The 17459-nt window shown below is 69.7% G+C and carries 12 protein-coding genes and 2 pseudogenes; 10 read left to right on the forward strand and 4 right to left on the reverse strand.

Annotated elements, in window-relative coordinates; genetic code table 11:
- Window positions 1-609 precede the first annotated feature (609 nt).
- Entirely contained in the window at window positions 610-1143 is a 534-nt protein-coding gene (locus M2271_RS32715) for a TerD family protein (protein WP_348539209.1), read from the reverse strand.
- A gap of 149 nt (window positions 1144-1292) precedes the next feature.
- Here M2271_RS32715 and M2271_RS32720 point away from each other — a divergent pair, with 149 nt between their 5' ends.
- The 3 genes from M2271_RS32720 (at window position 1293) to M2271_RS32730 (ending at window position 3591) form a co-directional block, all read left to right on the forward strand.
- Complete coding sequence (locus M2271_RS32720; protein WP_280891030.1) at window positions 1293-1898, forward strand: YdbC family protein; 606 nt, start codon at window positions 1293-1295, stop codon at window positions 1896-1898.
- Between the two features lie 115 nt (window positions 1899-2013).
- Window positions 2014-2673 (forward strand): histidine phosphatase family protein, encoded by a 660-nt coding sequence (locus M2271_RS32725; protein WP_280891031.1) that lies wholly within the window; start codon window positions 2014-2016, stop codon window positions 2671-2673.
- Window positions 2674-2685: 12 nt separating this feature from the next.
- Window positions 2686-3591: an ADP-ribosylglycohydrolase family protein gene (locus M2271_RS32730; protein ID WP_280891032.1), complete on the forward strand. Its 906-nt coding sequence runs from the start codon at window positions 2686-2688 to the stop codon at window positions 3589-3591.
- A 346-nt stretch (window positions 3592-3937) separates the two neighbouring features.
- Here M2271_RS32730 and M2271_RS32735 read toward each other — a convergent pair.
- A pseudogene (locus tag M2271_RS32735) lies at window positions 3938-4606 on the reverse strand (MFS transporter); the annotation flags it as partial.
- Here M2271_RS32735 and M2271_RS32740 point away from each other — a divergent pair.
- The 3 genes and pseudogenes from M2271_RS32740 to M2271_RS32750 all read left to right on the forward strand — a co-directional run.
- Window positions 4605-5129, forward strand: a pseudogene (locus M2271_RS32740) (TetR/AcrR family transcriptional regulator); the annotation flags it as partial. The pseudogenes M2271_RS32735 and M2271_RS32740 overlap by 2 nt on opposite strands.
- Before the next feature lie 83 nt (window positions 5130-5212).
- Window positions 5213-5914 carry a ribonuclease HII gene (locus M2271_RS32745; RefSeq protein ID WP_280891033.1) on the forward strand — a complete coding sequence of 234 codons (702 nt, stop codon included), beginning with the start codon at window positions 5213-5215 and terminating at the stop codon, window positions 5912-5914.
- Window positions 5915-5982: 68 nt separating this feature from the next.
- Window positions 5983-6624 carry a hypothetical protein gene (locus M2271_RS32750; protein ID WP_280891034.1) on the forward strand — a complete coding sequence of 214 codons (642 nt, stop codon included), beginning with the start codon at window positions 5983-5985 and terminating at the stop codon, window positions 6622-6624.
- A 394-nt stretch (window positions 6625-7018) separates the two neighbouring features.
- On the opposite strand, the gene M2271_RS32755 is transcribed toward M2271_RS32750, so the two are convergent.
- Window positions 7019-7654, reverse strand: a complete 636-nt coding sequence (locus tag M2271_RS32755) for a hypothetical protein (protein WP_280891035.1) — start codon at window positions 7652-7654, stop codon at window positions 7019-7021.
- Between the two features lie 839 nt (window positions 7655-8493).
- Between M2271_RS32755 and M2271_RS32760 the strand changes: the two genes are divergently transcribed.
- From M2271_RS32760 to M2271_RS32770, 3 genes are all read left to right on the forward strand, one after another.
- Window positions 8494-10653 (forward strand): RecQ family ATP-dependent DNA helicase, encoded by a 2160-nt coding sequence (locus tag M2271_RS32760; RefSeq protein ID WP_280891036.1) that lies wholly within the window; start codon window positions 8494-8496, stop codon window positions 10651-10653.
- 494 nt (window positions 10654-11147) lie between these two features.
- Window positions 11148-12389, forward strand: coding sequence for an IS4 family transposase (locus tag M2271_RS32765; protein WP_280891037.1), 1242 nt, complete (start codon window positions 11148-11150; stop codon window positions 12387-12389).
- Window positions 12390-12847: 458 nt separating this feature from the next.
- Window positions 12848-14563 (forward strand): DUF4192 domain-containing protein, encoded by a 1716-nt coding sequence (locus M2271_RS32770; RefSeq protein WP_280891038.1) that lies wholly within the window; start codon window positions 12848-12850, stop codon window positions 14561-14563.
- 186 nt (window positions 14564-14749) lie between these two features.
- Here M2271_RS32770 and M2271_RS32775 read toward each other — a convergent pair whose 3' ends face one another.
- Window positions 14750-14896, reverse strand: a complete 147-nt coding sequence (locus M2271_RS32775; RefSeq protein WP_280891039.1) for a hypothetical protein — start codon at window positions 14894-14896, stop codon at window positions 14750-14752.
- 537 nt (window positions 14897-15433) lie between these two features.
- Here M2271_RS32775 and M2271_RS32780 point away from each other — a divergent pair.
- Window positions 15434-17350, forward strand: coding sequence for a glycogen debranching N-terminal domain-containing protein (locus M2271_RS32780; protein WP_280891115.1), 1917 nt, complete (start codon window positions 15434-15436; stop codon window positions 17348-17350).
- Window positions 17351-17459: the final 109 nt, after the last annotated feature.

A 17459-nucleotide genomic window follows, 5' to 3' on the forward strand; every position in this document is an offset into this window, starting at 1 on the left:
GGGGGCGGGCCCGGGAAACCGGGGGGGGGGGGGCGCCTCCCCCCGGGGCTGCCGCTTATACCCCCCCCCGGGGGGGGGGGGGCGGTGGGGGGGGGGGGGGGCGCGGGGCCCCCCCCCCCCCCGCCCCTCGGCCGTCGAGGCGGACTCGCTGTCACGCCCTACGCACCAGTGAGCCCGTTCGAGGGGCTTGTCCGCGCGGGTGCCACGAGGACGGGACCGATGCCGCGCGAGTGACCGCGCTGCACGAGGCCGTCCTGGAGCCCAGGGCGGCCAAGATCGGGTGGACCAGGCGGGGCGTCTGGACCGACAGCCCAGCGCTGCGCCGACGCGGCGGCTGTCGCCCGCTGACCGCGTAGTCACCCGCCTGGTCCGACGACCTCGAACTCGCAGGGCGTCGGGACGACGCCGGGACCTCGTACCTCGTCCTCTCGACCTGCCGAGCGATGTGAGGCGGCGTGGGCGGGCCTCGCGGACGAAGCCGGCGGGCTGATATGGCTCGCTGATCTCGTGGCGCCGTAAACCCGGGCTGGGGGCCGTCCACGCCGTCCCGTCGAGGGCCGGGGGACAGGACCGCTCACGGGTGGCGTTCGCGTCTCCCCGGCCTGACGGTCAGGGGTTGTGCGGCCGCCCCATGGTCGCCGTGAAGGTCGCGGGGTCGTCCTCGAAGCCGTGGAGGCCGGGGTGGAAGTCCCAGGTGCCGCCGTCCTGCCGTACGAACACGGCGACCGTCGACGCCGTCGCTCCGAGTACGCTGCCGAAGTCGTCCTCGGTCAGAACGGTGTAGCCCTCACGTATGCGCAGAGCCGGATTGATCACGCTGACGAAGGTGCGGTGGTCCGTGCGCTGTTGGATGACCACGCCGACCACCACGCGCGCGTAGCGGGCGTCGAGCCGGTCGAGTTCGATGGTCATGACCTCGTCCCAGCCGAAGCCCTTGCCGTCCGTGCTGTCCCGATTGAGGTAGATCGTGCCGTCGGGGGAGCGGCTGTCGAAGTGCACGACATAGGCGGGATCCCCATAGGGATCACTCGCCAGATAGGTCGCCGCCACAACGTCCAGATCGGTCGGCGGCTCCCCTGCCGCACTCGGGTCCCACTTGAGTGCGATCTCGACTTTGCGGATGCCCTTGCTGAGGCCGTTCACCAGACTTCCCCTTCCCCCTGTGGTGCCGACCCGAACTTCCGGGCAGGCAAGGCAGGTTGTCCATCCTGCCACGCGCGCGTGCCGTTTCGTGGAAGAGCACTCCGTACGAGCGTGACCACCGCCACGCTCCGTGGCCTTACCATGGCGCGGTGCTGGTCAAGTGGATTCGCTGCACCGTGGTGGACCGCCGCGGTTTCGAGCGGGGGCAGCGAAAATGGGCGGGGCTTCTGGGGGAGCCGGGGTTTCGGGGACAGGGGGGCGGCTGGAGCCGGGGGCGACAGGGTGTGGCGCACATCTTCGCCTTCTGGGAGAGCCGTGCCTTCTACGACTCCTTCATGGCCCGCTCCCATGACCGGCTGGCGGCGGCCCAGTCGGGCACCTTCAAGGACATCCAGGCCACGCTGTTCGACTACCGCTTCGATGTGAAGACCGGTTTCGAACCCCGGTTCACGGACGCCGACCTGGTACGGGTCGCCCACTGCCGCGTCCACGAGGAGCGCGCCGAGCACTTCACGCTGATGCAGGAGAAGGTCTGGAACCCCGCGATGGCCGGCTCGCCCGGCATGATCCGGGGCATGTTCGGCGAGGCGCCGGGACACGAGTTCCTGGTCCTGTCGATGTGGCGGTCAGCCGCCGAACACGGCAAGTACCGCACCGAGCGCGTGGAGCGGCTCGCCCTGCGAGCCCAGACGGAGGCGGACATCGCCTCCCTGACCGGCGACATAGTTGAGCTCGAACCGAGTTGGACGGTCTGACATAACCGCTTTTTGTGCATCCTGGTGGTGCTCATGGCGCGGGAAGTGTGTGACCTACGCTGTATGGGGCCCATACGGGTGCTCGGCGGAGCCTCATCCGATCTAGGGTTTTGGCATGGCACGACCACGGCGCATCGTCCTTGTCCGGCACGGCGAGTCAACGGGCAATGTTGATGACTCCGTGTACGAACGTGAACCCGACCATTCCCTCGCCCTGACCGAGCGGGGCGGGCAACAGGCAGAGGAGAGCGGAAAGCGGCTCCGTGAGGTCTTCGGCCGCGAGCGTGTCAGCGTGTACGTCTCCCCGTACCGCCGTACGCACGAGACACTGCGCGCCTTCCACCTCGACCCCGAGCTCATACGGGTGCGCGAGGAGCCCCGGCTGCGTGAACAGGACTGGGGGAACTGGCAGGACCGGGACGACGTCCGCCTCCAGAAGGCTTACCGGGACGCGTACGGACACTTCTTCTACCGCTTCGCGCAAGGCGAGTCCGGGGCCGATGTGTACGACCGGGTTGGTGGCTTCCTGGAGAGCCTGTACCGCAGTTTCGAAGCCCCTGACCACCCGCCGAACGTGCTGCTGGTCACCCATGGTCTGGCCATGCGCCTGTTCTGCATGCGCTGGTTCCACTGGACGGTCGCAGACTTCGAGTCGCTGTCGAACCCGGGGAACGCGGAGATGCGGATGCTCGTTCTCGGGGACGACGGCAAGTACGCGCTGGACCGGCCCTTCGAACGCTGGCGGGATCCGGAACCGTACGGGATCACCGATTAGAGGGGCAGGGCGATGACCGCTGACTCCGCTCCCGAAGGGCGCCTGGACCGCGCCCTGGCCAGCCTTCGCGGACTGGCGGTGGGGGACGCGCTGGGGTCGCAGTTCTTCGTGCCGGTGAACTACCTGCTGCTGAAGGGCCGCGCGCTGCCGCCCGGCCCCTGGCAGTGGACCGACGACACGGAAATGGCCGGCTCCGTGGTCGCCGTCCTGGCCGCCCACCACCGCATCGACCAGGACGCCCTGGCCCGTTCCTTCGCAGCCCACCACGACTTCGACCGCGGCTACGGCCCCGCGGTCAACCGCCTGCTGCGGCTGGTCCGCGAGGGCGGCGACTGGCGTGAACTCGCCTCCGGGCTCTTCAACGGGCAGGGGTCCTGGGGCAACGGCGCCGCGATGCGCATCGCCCCTCTGGGTGCCTGGTACGCGGACGATCCGCAGCAGGCGATCCACCAGGCGGAGATCTCCGCCTACCCCACGCACCAGCACCGCGAGGCAGTGGTCGGTGCCATGGCCGTCGCCGCCGCCGCCGCGCTGGCCGCCGCCACGGGCGGACCGCCGAGTGCCGAGGCGCTCCTCGACGGCGTCATCGCGCTCGTCCCGAAGAGCGCCGTCGGCGCGGGCCTGCGTCGGGCCCGGGACATGCTCGACTACGCCGACGCGGCCACCGTCGCGGCCGTGCTCGGCTGCGGACGGCGCACGACGGCCCATGACACGGTGCCCTTCGCGCTCTGGTCGGCAGCCCGGTCCCTGGGGGACTACGAGCAGGCGTTCTGGACCACCGCACAGGTCGGCGGCGATGTGGACACGAACTGCGCCATCGTGGGCGGAGTGATCGCGTCAGGGAAGGCGGGGACGCCACCCGCCGAGTGGGTGGCGCGGACGGAAGCCGTTCCGGAGTGGGTTACCGCCACTGTCTGACAGATCCCTCTGCCGTCTCGCACTCATCCAGGGGGCCGTCCGCCGGAACGCGGGTGGAGAGAGGCGCTGAAACTCTCCGTGCGCGCCGGGAACTCTGTGTGACCAGTCGAGCGTTCTTGTGTCATCGGCTGTGTGGGGCATGAGCTCACACAGGTGATGGACACGAGGGACGCAGGAGGTGGCCATGCAGTTGGTACTGGGTCTCGTGGTGTTGTGGGCCTGGCCGGCCGCGATGGCCGCGTCGACGACAGCACCGCCTCGCATGCGGATGGCCGGACCGGCGTCCTCGTCGTCGGCCCCCCGAACGAAATCCGGCCATCCGCACCTTTTCGTGGGGCCGCCCGGTTCAGCCGAGGCCCGGCCCTGCCGTGCCGGCGAGGGCCTCCAGATCGCTCTTCCGAACCTTGATCACCAACCATGCGGTCACGAGGGCGAGTACGGCCATCGCCGCGGCCGCGATGAAGCCCGTCGAGATGCCCTGAGCCAGCACTTCATGACCCCAGGGCGACGGCAGCTGCTGCGTCTTGGTGAACTCCGCCTTCTGCTCCGCCGATCCGTCGGCGAGGAACTTCGGCAGTTGCTTCTCCGCCTCGTTCTTGCTGGCCGAGCCGAACACCGTCGTCAGGATGGACAGGCCGAGCGAACCACCCACCTGCTGCATGGCGTTGAGCAGTCCGGACGCCGCACCGGCCTCGTGCTGGGCGACTCCGGAGACCGCGGCGAGCGTCAGCGTCACGAAGTTCAGGCCCATGCCGAAGCCGAACACCAACATCGGCCCGAGGACCCCGCCGACATACGAGCTGTCGGAGCTGATGAGGGTCTGCCAGGCCAGCCCGGTCGCCGCGAGCGCCGAACCCACCAGCATGAACGGCTTGGGACCGAGGACCGGCAGGAACCGCTGCGACAGGCCCGCCCCCAGCGCGATCACGACCGTCACCGGCAGGAAGGCGAGACCGGCCTTGATCGGGCTGTACCCCAGCACGTTCTGCACGAAGAGCACGATGTAGAAGAACAAGCTCAGTACGGTCGGCTGGAAGGGGCTGACGATGGAGGGGGTCGCCGCCGGGGCTCAGACGGGCAAGGCTGCGGTCTACCGCCGCTGGCCCTCCAAGGAGGACCTCGTCGCAGATGCCCTGCAGGCCGGGCTGCCGCATCTTGAGGAGGCACCCGATCTGGGAGACGTGCGCGCGGATCTGCTGGCCCTGTGCCGGTGGGTCCGCGAGGCGATGTTCTCCCGCCCCGGATTCGCTCTTCGTGCGGTGATTCACGAATGTGACCCCGCAGAGGCGGATCGCCTCCATGACGTGATCGTCAAGGGTGTCGTGGAGCCGACCGTCAAGCTGCTCCGCGATGTCATCAACCGAGGTATCGTGCGTGATGAGGTGCGACCCGACGCCGCGAACGGATATGTCTTCGACGCCATCCCGGCGATGATGATGTATCGCTCCAAGATGTGCGCAAGCGAATGGAGTGATCGGGATCTTGAGGAGATGATCGACCAGTTGATGCTTCCGCTGGTTCGGCCGATGCGTGCGTAAGCAAGGTGCGCGGCGCCTCGTGAAGCCGTTCCGGGAAGCCGGGGTGTCGGACGATGATCCCGGCGGCGTACGCTAAGGGCGCCATGCCGTACGAACTGCCTACTCACACCGTCGAGCGCTCCCTCCGCGCCACGACTGGAGCGAAGATCATTGCCGGTGTCGACGAGGTGGGGCGCGGCGCCTGGGCGGGCCCTGTCACCGTCTGCGCGGCGATCACCGGACTGCGTCGGCCCCCCGAAGGCCTCACCGACTCCAAACTGCTCACCGTCAAGCGGCGCACAGAGCTCGCCCCGACGTTGCAGGGATGGGTGACGGCGTACGCCTTGGGACATGCCTCTCACGAGGAGATCGACCGGATGGGGATGACGGCTGCCCTGCGTACAGCGGCCGTGCGTGCCCTGGAAGCCCTGCCGATCCGTCCGGACGCGGTGATTCTCGACGGTAAGCACAACTACCTGGGGCCACCCTGGAACGTCCGTACGGTGATCAAGGGCGACCGTTCATGCGTGGCCGTCGCGGCGGCTTCCGTGATCGCCAAGGTTCAGCGCGACAAAATGATGGCCGAACTGGGTATCGACCATGCAGACTTCGACTTTGCGGCCAACGCCGGATATCCGTCCCCCGTGCACAAGGCCGCACTGGAGGAGCGGGGCCCCACTCCGTACCACCGGTTGTCGTGGGCGTATCTTGATGCGCTGCCTCAGTGGCGGCACCTCAAGAAGGTTCGCAGTTGGGCGGACGGAAGCGTTCCGGAGATCGAGGGTCAGCTCGGCTTCGATTTCTGACGATTCCGCTCGCACTCACGTGCCACCCGCCGCCGCGATCCGTACTAGCGTTTGATGGATATAAACTCATGCCTCTCATTCCCGAGGAGCCTCAGATTCACGAGAGTGCCCAGGGTCCCCGCGCCACCCCGGCCAGTGGCCGTACCGCGCCGACCCCCCGTCCTGTACCCGGTCCCCGCCCCGCGGCCCACCCTCGCCCCGGTCGCCCCGGCCCGTTGCGGCCGGCGCCGCCGGTGCAACGTGCGCCGCGTGGCGTGGCCGTGGCCAAGCCCGGAACGTCGGGCCCTGCCACCCCTGTCGCCGCCGCTCCCGCTGCGGCTGCCCCGCAGGTCCAGCTGGTTCCGGCCTCCGCCGAGGGCGCGCTCGATGCTGCCGAAGAAGCCGTCGACCTGTTGCTTGACTCAGGAGGTGCCCCCGGCGAAGTGCTGGTGATCACCACCGGCGAACAGCACCCGTGGGCTGCCCACGAACTGTCCTTCGGTGAGGCCTCCTACTGGGCGCAGCACGACGCGGGGGACGACGTCTTCTACACCGACGCCGCTGCCATCTCGCGTGCCGGGTCCCGTCCCGTGGTCGTGGTCGCCGTCAATGGTGGTCCCGCCGCGGCTGCCGTCGACGTCCTGCCGCTGGCTCACGCCCGGGCCGGTGCCCTGCTGATCGTCTGCGGCGACCCGCAGCAGATCAACTCGGTGCTGGTCGCGGGCGTCTGACCCGTAATCGGTATCTCCCGGGGGCGTCGGGGGTGACGAGGGTGCCGCCACGGCGGCACCTGCACAGCGGAGACTCCACCAGCCTGCGCGCATGCGCTCTGTACGCGTGCTGTATGCGTTCCGTCTGTGCTTCGTCGTCGGGAAAAGACGAGGTTGTCCGTGTGCTCGTGATGGAGAACTTGCCCCGTGCGGATCATCCCGCGGTGGTGAGGCAGGCAGGGGATTCCGCTGCCTGCAGCGCGACCGTATGTCGGGCGGGCTGGGTTTCGTATGGCTGCATCAAGCCCGTACTGGCGAGTGGCCCGGTCGTCGTAGGAAACGTACCCGCGTCGCCGTGGAGTGGCGGGAGTACCAGAGCAAGGGGGCGCAGTCCGAGCGGCGAGGCCTGCCGGCGTCAGCGAGCCGCTGCGCGCCGGAGGACCTCCGACGTGGCGCCGCCTGTGCGCCGTGGCGGGGGCGGCGCCTCGGACAGCCCGAAGGGTTCCGGCGCGGAGTCCGCGTTCGGGCGGCGCCCGCCGCGGCCCTCGCCCAGAACCTGCCAACCGTCTCGGGTCAGCGTGATGTACGCCCCGCAGCGCAGTCCGTGCAGAGTGCAGGCGTCACGCAGTCCCCACATCCACGCGCCGTCCTCCTCCGTCCAACGTGCTTCGCCCTCGCGGCAGTAGAGCAGCACGGCGGTGCGCACGGGTGTCCGGCGCCGTAGGTCGTGCGGGATCACTTGGCGGAGTTGGGCGAGCAGCACGTTGCGGAAGATCCAGCCGTCCGCCGGTGCCGCTCCGCGGGTGAACGAGGCGCTCGCCGCGAGACGTTCGTCGGAATCGAGGACCGCTACGACCGCCGTCGCCCGCTTTGGGTGATGACGTGTGTGCAGCCCGCTGACGACCTCACGAGGATTGCGCAGCAGGGGAATTCCTGCGGCGGCCCACTCCGCGGGTTCGAGCAGACGGGCCAATGGGTTGGCGGGTGCGGCGGACAGATCGGCAGAGGACGACGTCGGTGCTGCCGAGGACGGAGCGAATCCGAAGGTCACGGTCCTCCCTTCGGCTACGCGCCCACACTGCGGGCAGGGTCGGATTCGGGGAGCGCGCACCGCAGCGAAGTCCTACCGGACCACGGCGGGCGTGCGGGGAGCGAACCTCAATTCTTCCTGTCGAACTGGGTTGCGGCAACGAGCAATTAGGCTCGCCGACCCTTATTTGGCAATTTGCTCTCTATATCCCTACCCAGTGTGTTGGACGCGACGCGCCGGAGGTTCGAGCGAGGCACGTTCGTACGGCTGGACGGGCGCCCGAAGGGTGGTGCGGGCCTGCCGAGGCGAGGCCATGAGTCAGCCCCGTACCGCCAGAAACGGGCTCGCACCCTGCGCAAACCAGGTTGCCGCCACCGGGTGCCTTTCGGGCAGGGTCCTCACGTGAGTCCGGCAAGTGATCAGGTCACTGGTAGCGCCAGCAGTTCTAGCCCTGTACAAATGCGGACACAGTCCAGCGTTCAACCATGGCGCAACACTGTCATCGGAGATGCGTCGGGAACCAAGCTTCTCGCTGTGCCGTCACCCGTGGCGCTCCCCATTAATCGAAATGTTGTTCGAATTTTAGATTCTGGCCTGCCCTGTGTCAGTAGCCGGTCCGCAGCCTATGAGGATCCCGGTCTGGGAACAGGCCGGCAGACCGTTTGGGCACGCCCCTTTCATCTGCCGCTGATTCCCCAGCAGTTGTTACGGCTGCTCTGAGCAATCGTGGCGCCGCTCGGTGCGGAGCAAGAGCGGTTTCTGCTCATGCCGGCAGGTGCTTGCCGGGCGCTCCGTGCGCGAGGTGACCGCCACGCTGGGTGGATTCGCTGATTGTCAGTGCCATCGGGTTGCATGGGGGCATGGACAACCTGGAGCTCCGTGCTGAAGCCGATGCCATCCTCGCTGAGCTCGTCGGTGCCCCTGGGGGGGCGGCGCGGCTGAGGGAGGACCAGTGGCAGGCGGTGTCGGCCCTGGTGGAAGAGCGCCGACGGGCGCTGGTGGTCCAGCGCACCGGTTGGGGCAAGTCGGCGGTGTATTTCGTGGCCACCGCTCTGCTGCGTCGGCGTGGCGCCGGCCCGACGGTGATCATCTCGCCGCTGCTGGCGTTGATGCGTAACCAGGTCGATTCGGCGGCGCGGGCCGGTATCCAGGCGCGGACGATCAACTCGGCCAACCCGGAGGAGTGGGACACCATCTACGGGGAGGTGGAGCGCGGCGAGACCGACGTTCTCCTCGTCAGCCCTGAACGCCTCAATTCCGTGGATTTTAGGGATCAGGTGCTGCCCAAGCTCGCGGCCACGACCGGTCTGCTCGTGGTCGATGAGGCGCACTGTATTTCCGACTGGGGACACGACTTCCGTCCCGACTACCGTCGGCTGCGCACGATGTTGGCGGAGCTGCCGGAGGGCGTGCCGGTACTGGCCACGACGGCGACCGCGAACGCGCGGGTGACCGCGGACGTGGCCGAGCAGCTGGGCACGGGTGGCGGCGATGCTCTGGTTCTGCGCGGACCGCTCGACCGGGAGAGCTTGCGGCTGGGGGTGCTGGACTTGCCGGATGCGGCGCACCGGCTGGCGTGGCTGGGGGACCGGCTGGGGGATCTGCCGGGTTCGGGAATCATCTACACGCTGACGGTCGCCGCAGCGGAGGAAGTCGCGGCGTTCCTGCGGCAGCGCGGGTATCCGGTGGCTTCCTACACGGGGAAGACCGAGAACGCTGACCGGTTGCAGGCGGAGGAGGATCTGCTCGCCAACCGAGTGAAGGCTCTGGTCGCCACCTCGGCGCTGGGGATGGGCTTTGACAAGCCGGACCTGGGGTTTGTGGTGCACCTGGGATCGCCCTCGTCCCCGATCGCCTATTACCAGCAGGTGGGGCGCGCGGGGCGTGGGGTGGATCATGCGGATGTGCTGCTGTTGCCGGGGCGGGAGGACGAGGCGATCTGGGCGTACTTTGCTTCGGTGGGCTTCCCGCCGGAGGAGCAGGTGCGGCGGACGCTGGCGGTACTGGAGGAGGCGGGTCGCCCGTTGTCGCTGCCAGCGCTGGAGCCGTTGGTGGATCTTCGGCGTTCGCGGCTGGAGGCGATGCTGAAGGTCCTGGACGTGGACGGTGCGGTCAAGCGTGTGAAGGGGGGCTGGACCGCCACCGGGCAGCCGTGGGCGTACGACGCGGAGCGGTACGCCTGGGTCGCGAAGCAGCGGGCGGCCGAGCAGCAGGCCATGCGGGACTATGTGGCGACCGCGGGGTGCCGGATGGAGTTCTTGCAGAGGCAGTTGGACGATGAGAAGGCGGTCCCGTGCGGACGCTGCGACAACTGCGCCGGACCCTGGCTGGAGGCGGTCGTGTCTCCCGCAGCCCTCGCGTCAGCGACGGGCGAGCTGGACCGCCCGGGGGTGGAGGTCGAGCCGCGCAAGATGTGGCCGACTGGACTCGCCGCGGTCGGCATGGATCTGAAGGGCCGTATCCCTGTGGGCCAGCAGGCCGTCACCGGGCGCGCGTTGGGCAGACTGTCGGACATCGGCTGGGGCAACCGGCTGCGTCCCCTGCTGTCGGCGCAGGCTACGGATGCGCCGGTCCCGGACGACGTGCTGGCCGCCGTCGTGACGGTGCTGGCCGACTGGGCCCGCTCGCCGGGCGGCTGGGCCAGCGACGCCCCGGACGCGCTGACTCGGCCGGTGGGGATCGTCGCCATGCCGTCCCGCACCCGCCCGCAACTAGTCGTCTCACTGGCTGAGGGCGTGGCCCGGGTCGGTCGGCTCCCGCTGCTGGGCAGCCTGGCCTACGCTCCGCAGGCGGATGAGTATGCGGCGCACCGCAGCAACTCCGCCCAGCGGCTGCGCGCCCTGGCCGCCTCGTTTGCTGTGCCCCACGAACTCGCCGCAGCCTTGGCCGGCACTCCCGGCCCGGTCCTGCTCGTCGATGACTACACCGAATCCGGCTGGAGCCTGGCGGTAGGCGCCCGCTTCCTGCGGCAGGCCGGTGTCGAGCAGGTGCTCCCGCTGGTCCTTGCCCTGGCCGGATAGGCGTCCAGGGACCTCAACTTCCGGGCATCCTGAGGGCGGTTCAGCGTGGCGGCCGCGGTGTCGGAGTCGCGCTCAGTCAGCGGCTGATGCGGGAGGGGTCGTCTCGAAGAGGGTTGCCAGGCGGGCGCAATGCTCGGTGAGTAGATCGGCGATGGCCACGACACGTCGGGCGGTCCAGCGGTCGCCCGGCCTGGAGATGGCAACGGAGGCTCCCGCGTGCCGAAATGTGGTCGCGGCGCACACACTCGTTCTGCCGCGGCTTGAACTCGAAGGCGTCACCGCCATGGCGTCACGACGGTTGCAGGCGGCGCCCAGCGCCGATCTGGTGCTTCGGGCCGCCGAGCTGAGGAGGGCCTACCCAGTTGTAGGCGGCAATGAGCTTACGACCCAAGAACAATCACATCACGAAGACCTCCGAGTCTGCTGGGCGCGCGAAACAGCGAGGCTAGTAGCAATACCGGTAATTTAGGGGCAATCCGGTCGTTGTTGTTGGTGTGGCAAGAGCGGGTCAACTGAAGTCATCTGGTGAGCGGTTGTCGGACCGGGTCGCGGTCGAGGTGCTGACACAGGCGTTTCCTCAGTCGCTTGTGGACGAGGTGTTGGCGGAGACCGGTCGGGTGCAGCAGCGGAACCGGCTGTTGCCGGCCCGGCTGGAGGTCTACTTCGTGTTGGCGATGTGCCTGTTCTCCGGGCAGAGCTATGAGGAGGTCGCTCGGCTGCTGACTGTGGGTTTGCAGGGTGCGCGGCGTTGGCGTACGTCGTGGGTGGTGCCGAGTACGGCGGCGATCTGGAAGGTCAGGTCTCGGCTGGGTGTGGCGCCGCTGCGGCAGCTGTTCGCGCGGGTGTGTCGTCCGGTTGCCACACCGGACATTCAGGGTGCCTTCTACCGTGACTGGCGGCTGACCGCGATCGACGGCACCACGTTCGACCTGCCCGACACGAAGGCGAACGTGGAGGCGTTTGGTCGTCCTCCTCGCTCCGGGCGCGGCGAACAGGACGTCGGCTACCCGCAGTTGCGCATGGTGGGCCTGGTGGGCCTGGTGGAGTGTGGCACCCACGCTGTCTTCGATGCTGCGATCGGAGCTTTGCGTACTGGAGAGCAGGCTCTGGCCCGGGCGGTCTTGGTGTCCCTGCGGCCGGGGATGCTGCTGGTGGCCGACCGTGGTTTCTACGGCGTGGACCTGTGGCGCACAGCCGCGGCCACGGGGGCGGACCTGCTGTGGCGAGTCCGCAAAGACCTCGTACTGCCGGTGGTCGAGCAGTTGTCGGACGGCTCCTACCTCACCGAAATTTTCGACCGGAGCGACATCCACCACACCCGTCGTGGGGTGCCAGTACGCGCGGTGGAATACACGATCGCCGGCCATGAGGGCGTCTACCGGCTCATCACCACGATCCTCGACCCGGACAAGGCCCCAGCCGCGGAACTGGCCGCCCTCTACGCCCAGCGATGGGAGTTCGAGTCCACCCTCGACGAAATCAAGACTCACCTGTGCGGGTCGCACCTGGTACTGCGTTCGCAGCACCCTGACGGGGCCGAGCAGGAGCTTTACGGCTTTCTGCTCGTCCACCACGCCATCCGGCGCCTGATGCACCAGGCCGCCCGACAAGCCGAACGCGACCCCGACCGGATCTCCTTCACCCGCTCACTGCGCGTCGTGCGCCGCCAGGTCACCGACCAGGCGGCATTTTCCCCCCGGTCGACTCGCCCGCGCGGTCAAGGCCACCCACGCTGAACTCCTCGAACGCCTCCTGCCACGGCGACGCCGCCGGGCCAACCCCCGCGTCATCAAACGCAAAGTCGCCAGCTGGCCCCTCAAACGCGCCGCCCACCGGGCTGCAGACCGCCCAGCCATCGCGGCCATCACCCTCGCTGGTGCCACCAAACCCACGTCGCGGTGGCGGCTGAGCCCGCCGTTTGTCGGCGACCAGTGCCTCGATCCCCCGCTATTGGTTCCCGTGCGGCCGGGCCGACCCAGTGGGGTCCCCGACCAGCCGGGCGAGGACCGTATCGGCTACCGCGTGCAGTTCCGCTTTGCTTGTGTGCGTCATACGTCCATACAACAGGACGGCCCTGACAGACGGACTCGGCGCCTGTGGAAAGGTCAGCGCCACGAGTTGTCGTTGATGTGTCCCTGATCGGACTTATCCACAGGTGCAAGCGGAACATCGCGATCCGCGAGATCGTCTGCGCATGACGAATCACAGCGAAACGACTGGATCCGCTGGTAACGGCGACATCGGTGGACGAGACGGATACGAGACACCGGGGGCGCGGGGCGCCGACGGCGGAAGTGCCGGAGCCGACGAGCACGTCGAGTGCGTCACGTACGACGCACACGGAAGCGATCATCAGATCACCCTGCGCACGCCGGGCGAACTGGCCGACGCCCTGCCGTATCTTCTCGGGTACCGACCCGAGGACAGCATCGTCCTGGTCGCCCTGCATGATCGGGGCGGGCGGGGCCGGTTCGGTGGACGGGCCCGGCTCGGCATCCCCCCGAACGAGGACGACTGGGAGTCCGCGGCGCGGCAGCTCGCCCACGGTCTGATCACGGGCAGCGAGCGGAGGGGTGTCAAGCCGGAGCAGATGGTTGCCTACCTGTGCCAGGAACCGGCACAGGGCGAGTCCGGGCAGCAGGTCATGCAGCGGCTGGCCGGCCTCGCCGGGCTGCTGCGCAGGGAGTGCGGTCGGCTCGACGTGCCGGTCATCGAGGCGCTGTGCATTTCCGGCGGGCGCTTCTGGTCGTACTGCTGCCCGAGCGAGGGATGCTGCCCCGTGGACGGAATCCCGATGGGGCTGCCCGGCACATCCGTGCTGGCAGCAGCCGCGACCTACGCCGGGCTTCAAGTGCGCGGCACACTGCGCGAGTTGCGGGCCAGGCTGCTGCCGTGGGAGACCGCCGCGGCGCTGGAGCAGGAGATCGTTCTGGACACGTCGAGCATGGCCCGGGTTCCCAGGATGCTCGACGAAGCCGACCGCTTGGCCGTGGCCGAGGAGACGGTGGAACTCGCCGAGCGGATCATGACCCGGCTCGCCGAGGTTCCGCCGGTCTCCGGCGCCCTCCAGGCGGACCTGCGGGACGACGCGCTGCTCGGACACGAGGAAGCAGCCACGCTGATCCTCGGCCTCCAGGACCGCACGACCCGCGATCGGGCAGCCGAGTGGATGGAGGGTGACGAAGCTGGCCCCGCTCTACGCCTGTGGCGTGCCCTGGCCCGCCGCTGCGTCGGGCCGTACGGCGAACACGCGGCGGCGCTGCTCACTCTCGCCGGCTGGGTCGCATGGTCGGCCGGCGACGAGATCGAGGCGAGGGAAGCCCTGGCCATGGCACTGGGCGCCGACCCCGACTACGTTTTCGCTCGGCTCCTGCACCAGGCCTGCAACGAGGGCCTGGATCCGGAATCGATCCGCTCCTGCCTCCGCGCGGAACGCGAGGCGCGCACGGCGCGTGCGCGCCTCGCCGGCGAAGGGGCGGATGCTGCGGCGCAAGCTGAAGTACCGACACATCGCCACTCCGCAGTATCCGCCGAAGAGGAAACCCAGGTCTTCGCGCAGCAGGATGTGTCCCGTGGCGACGTGCCCTGTGGTGACGCGGCGACTTCGCCGCCTACATCTGAGGCGGCTTCCCGACGCCGACGGCGGACACGCGCCGGTTCACCTCCGGAAGGCCGCCCTCGTCCTGCAGAGGCAGGAGGACGACCGTCCGGAAGGAATGAGCCCCGGGCCCGTACCCGGCCAACGGCCGGCACCCGCCGTGGCACCGCCGGGGTGGGAGAGTCACGCCTCCGGCCTCCGGGGAAGGACGGCGCGGGGCAGCGCTCCTCGGGGAAGGGAAACGCCCGGCGCCGAGGAGCCTGCTCCGATGGCGTGCTGTCGGCAGGTGACGACACCGAGGGAACGCCGTGATCAGCCACAGGCGGAGGAGCGGCCTGCTCGACGGGCTCACCTGCCGACTGCGGCGCACGGCGCGTGGACTGCGACGGACGGAGTGCTGGGCGTCCTTGGAGATCCGGGGGAGAGAGACGATCTCCCGGTTGACCTGGCCGTCCCGGGCGAGGGCAGCGGACGGGCTGCGATGTGTAAGGGGCGGACTCAGCCCGCGGTGGGCGCCTGCGAGAAGTTCTCCCGCAGACGTCCGTCCCGCCATTCGGTCGGCTTCCAGGACCCGGGGGCGTGACTCCGCAGGGGCGCGTCCCGTTCACCTGAGTGGCGGAACGCCTGGCCGTACCGCACCGTCATACCGCCCTCGCTCCTCAAGAGCCCCCCCACCCGGCGCCGAAGACGCCCGAGGCGCACCGAGCGCAGAGGAAGCCGCCCTTGCATCAGCCGACTCCGCCCTCCGCAGTCGACAACGACCGTCCACCCGTCGGTACGCCGACATCGACCTGGAGAGGAGGAAACTCCCCGCTGCCGGATGACTCCTCCTGCCTGCCATCAGGCCAAGTGAAAGGGCAGCAGTCCGATCAGCCTGTGGATCAGGGGCACTTGCCCACCGGGCAGGATCAGCGGCCGTTTCCATGGGAGGGGCCAAAACGGCGCCCACCCGCACCCACGGGGCAGAACCAGCCCCCGCCCGCGGACCAGCCTCGCCGACCGGCTCCGCCGACGACTCCCGGGCGGCCGCCGAGGAGCCAGGGTGGCCCGCTGACCCGCCAGAGCGCGGCTTCGTCCCCTGCCACGGGCCGTCGCCCGCCTCCGCCCGTTTTACCAGGCCACCCAGCGCCGGTCCCGGCTTTCCGTCGGCCGGGCGAAATCCCCCCGGCACACACCGCCCTCATCTGCGTCGCGCTCCCCGGTCTCGCCATTTCCACTGAGCAGGGGCAACTGACCGGGCAGGGGCTGGAAGGGTTCTACCGAGCGGGACGACGCGTGCTCTCGCGCTGCCAGGTCCGCATCGCCGGACGTGAACCGACCGCGATCCAGGCCCGGACGGTCGCAGCGGACCGTGCCCGCTTCGTGGCAACGCTGCGCGTGTCCCCCGGCTCCGGCCCGGATCCGGACGTCGTGGTTGAACGTATCCGGAACGCGGACGGCACGGAACGCATCACTCTTCACAGCGCGGCTTCCCGCCCGCTCCGGCTGCCGGTGGAGGTCGCGCTGGGCACAGATTTGGTGGACCTGGGAGCGATTGCGTCCGGCCGAGCGGGGCCCGAACTGCCCGCCACCGTTTACGCCTCCGGCCTGCGGTGGTCCGGCCTCGGCGGCACCGCGTCGGTCACGGCCGACCCCCCGCCCAACGACGCCCTGGCCTCCGCGGGGCTGCTGCGCTGGGAGTTCGACCTGGCCCCGGGCGGCACGGTGAGTGTGGAACTGCGCGTACATGTCGAAGGCGCCGGACCCGTTCGCGCCGCCGGGCGGACGGCGACGAGCCCCCTTGCCCCGGCACGCGCGGCCGGCGACCACCCCGGCGTCCGGGCGCTGCTGCACACGAGCGTCGAGGACCTCCAGGCCCTTCTGCTGCGTGACCCGGTTCACCCGACTGACACACATGTGGCGGCCGGAGTGCCCTGGCGCTGTGGCATGGCCCCCGCCGAGGCGCTCGCCGCCGCCCGGATGGCGCTGCCCCTGGGCACCCGCCTGGCGGCGGGCACACTGCGTACCCTCGCGCGTGCACAACTCCGGGGCCCGGCACCGCAGTCGGGCATGATCCCAGGCCCACGACGGGACGCCGGACCGCATCTGCCGCCCAGTTATACGGGCACGGAGGCGACCCTGCTGTTTCCCGTACTGCTGTCGGAAGCCCGCCGCTGGGGTCTCTCGCAGCAGGAGACGGAGGAACTGCTGCCGGCGGCCGAGCGCTGTCTGGCCTGGCTGCGGACCACCGTGGGCGACGGGACGTATCTGGGTGACCCGCACCCAGGTGGCCCCGTTCGGTGCGAGACGCAGGCACACGCCCACCGGGCGGCGCTCCTCGGAGCCGACCTGCTCGACGCGTGCGGCCGACACGGTGGCGAGGAGCTGCGGCAGTGGGCGGGGCGGCTGCGGACGGCCTTTCGTGAGGAGTTCTGGATCGAGGCCCGCGGCGGCGGTCGGCCGGCGGCAGCCCGTGCCTCCGACGGGCGCCTCCTGCCGCACCTCGGCTCCGCGGCCTCGCATCTGCTCGACACCGGGCTGCTGGGTGGAGGCAACCAGGCGTCAGGCCTGCTCGACCGGGCGCAGACCGAACAGGTTGCCCGGCTGCTCGGGGGCCCGGCAATGGATTCGGGTTGGGGCCTGCGCGGACTGGGCGTGAAGGAGGCGGGCTACAACCCGTTCGGCCACCGCTCCGGGGCCGTACGGGTTCACGAGACGGCGGTCGCCGTGGCGGGCCTGGCCGCCGCCGGATACGAGAAGGAGGCCACTTCGCTGCTGCGGGGTGTCCTGGCGGCCGCCGAGACCTTCGGCCACCGGCTCCCCGAGATGTACGCGGGAGAGCAGCGCACCGAGGGCAGCACCCCGCTTCCCCACCCGGCGGCCTGTCGTCCGGCGGCCACGACGGCGGCCGCAGGAGTCCTGCTGCTGACGACCCTCGCAGGTATCCGTCCCGACGCCCCGACCGGCACGATCACCCTGCGTCCGGTGCGCAGCGCACCCCTCGGCGAGATCGGTCTGACCGGTCTGAGGATCGCGGGCGCCCCCTTCTCCGTACGCGTCAGCCGGCTCGGTCTCGCCATGGTCGAGGAGGCGGCCGAGGGACTGCAGCTGGGGGCGTGACCTCGGACGACATGCCATCGGACGACGTACGTGAGCGACCACGACGCGCCGACGGACAGCAGTGGACCTGTACCCGCACACGGCTGACGAAGGGAGTGTTTATCGTCAA

It is taken from the genome of Streptomyces sp. LBL (genome assembly GCF_029893585.1).
GTDB lineage: Bacteria > Actinomycetota > Actinomycetes > Streptomycetales > Streptomycetaceae > Streptomyces.

Excerpts from the sequence above, each read along its gene's own strand:
- M2271_RS32770 (WP_280891038.1), top strand. The coding sequence starts at position 12,848 with ATGACGAATCACAGCGAAACGACTGGATCCGCTGGTAACGGCGACATC.
- M2271_RS32775 (WP_280891039.1), bottom strand. The coding sequence starts at position 14,896 with ATGACGGTGCGGTACGGCCAGGCGTTCCGCCACTCAGGTGAACGGGAC.
- M2271_RS32760 (WP_280891036.1), top strand. The coding sequence starts at position 8,494 with ATGGACAACCTGGAGCTCCGTGCTGAAGCCGATGCCATCCTCGCTGAG.
- M2271_RS32730 (WP_280891032.1), top strand. The coding sequence starts at position 2,686 with ATGACCGCTGACTCCGCTCCCGAAGGGCGCCTGGACCGCGCCCTGGCC.
- M2271_RS32750 (WP_280891034.1), top strand. The coding sequence starts at position 5,983 with ATGCCTCTCATTCCCGAGGAGCCTCAGATTCACGAGAGTGCCCAGGGT.
- M2271_RS32745 (WP_280891033.1), top strand. The coding sequence starts at position 5,213 with ATGCCGTACGAACTGCCTACTCACACCGTCGAGCGCTCCCTCCGCGCC.
- M2271_RS32725 (WP_280891031.1), top strand. The coding sequence starts at position 2,014 with ATGGCACGACCACGGCGCATCGTCCTTGTCCGGCACGGCGAGTCAACG.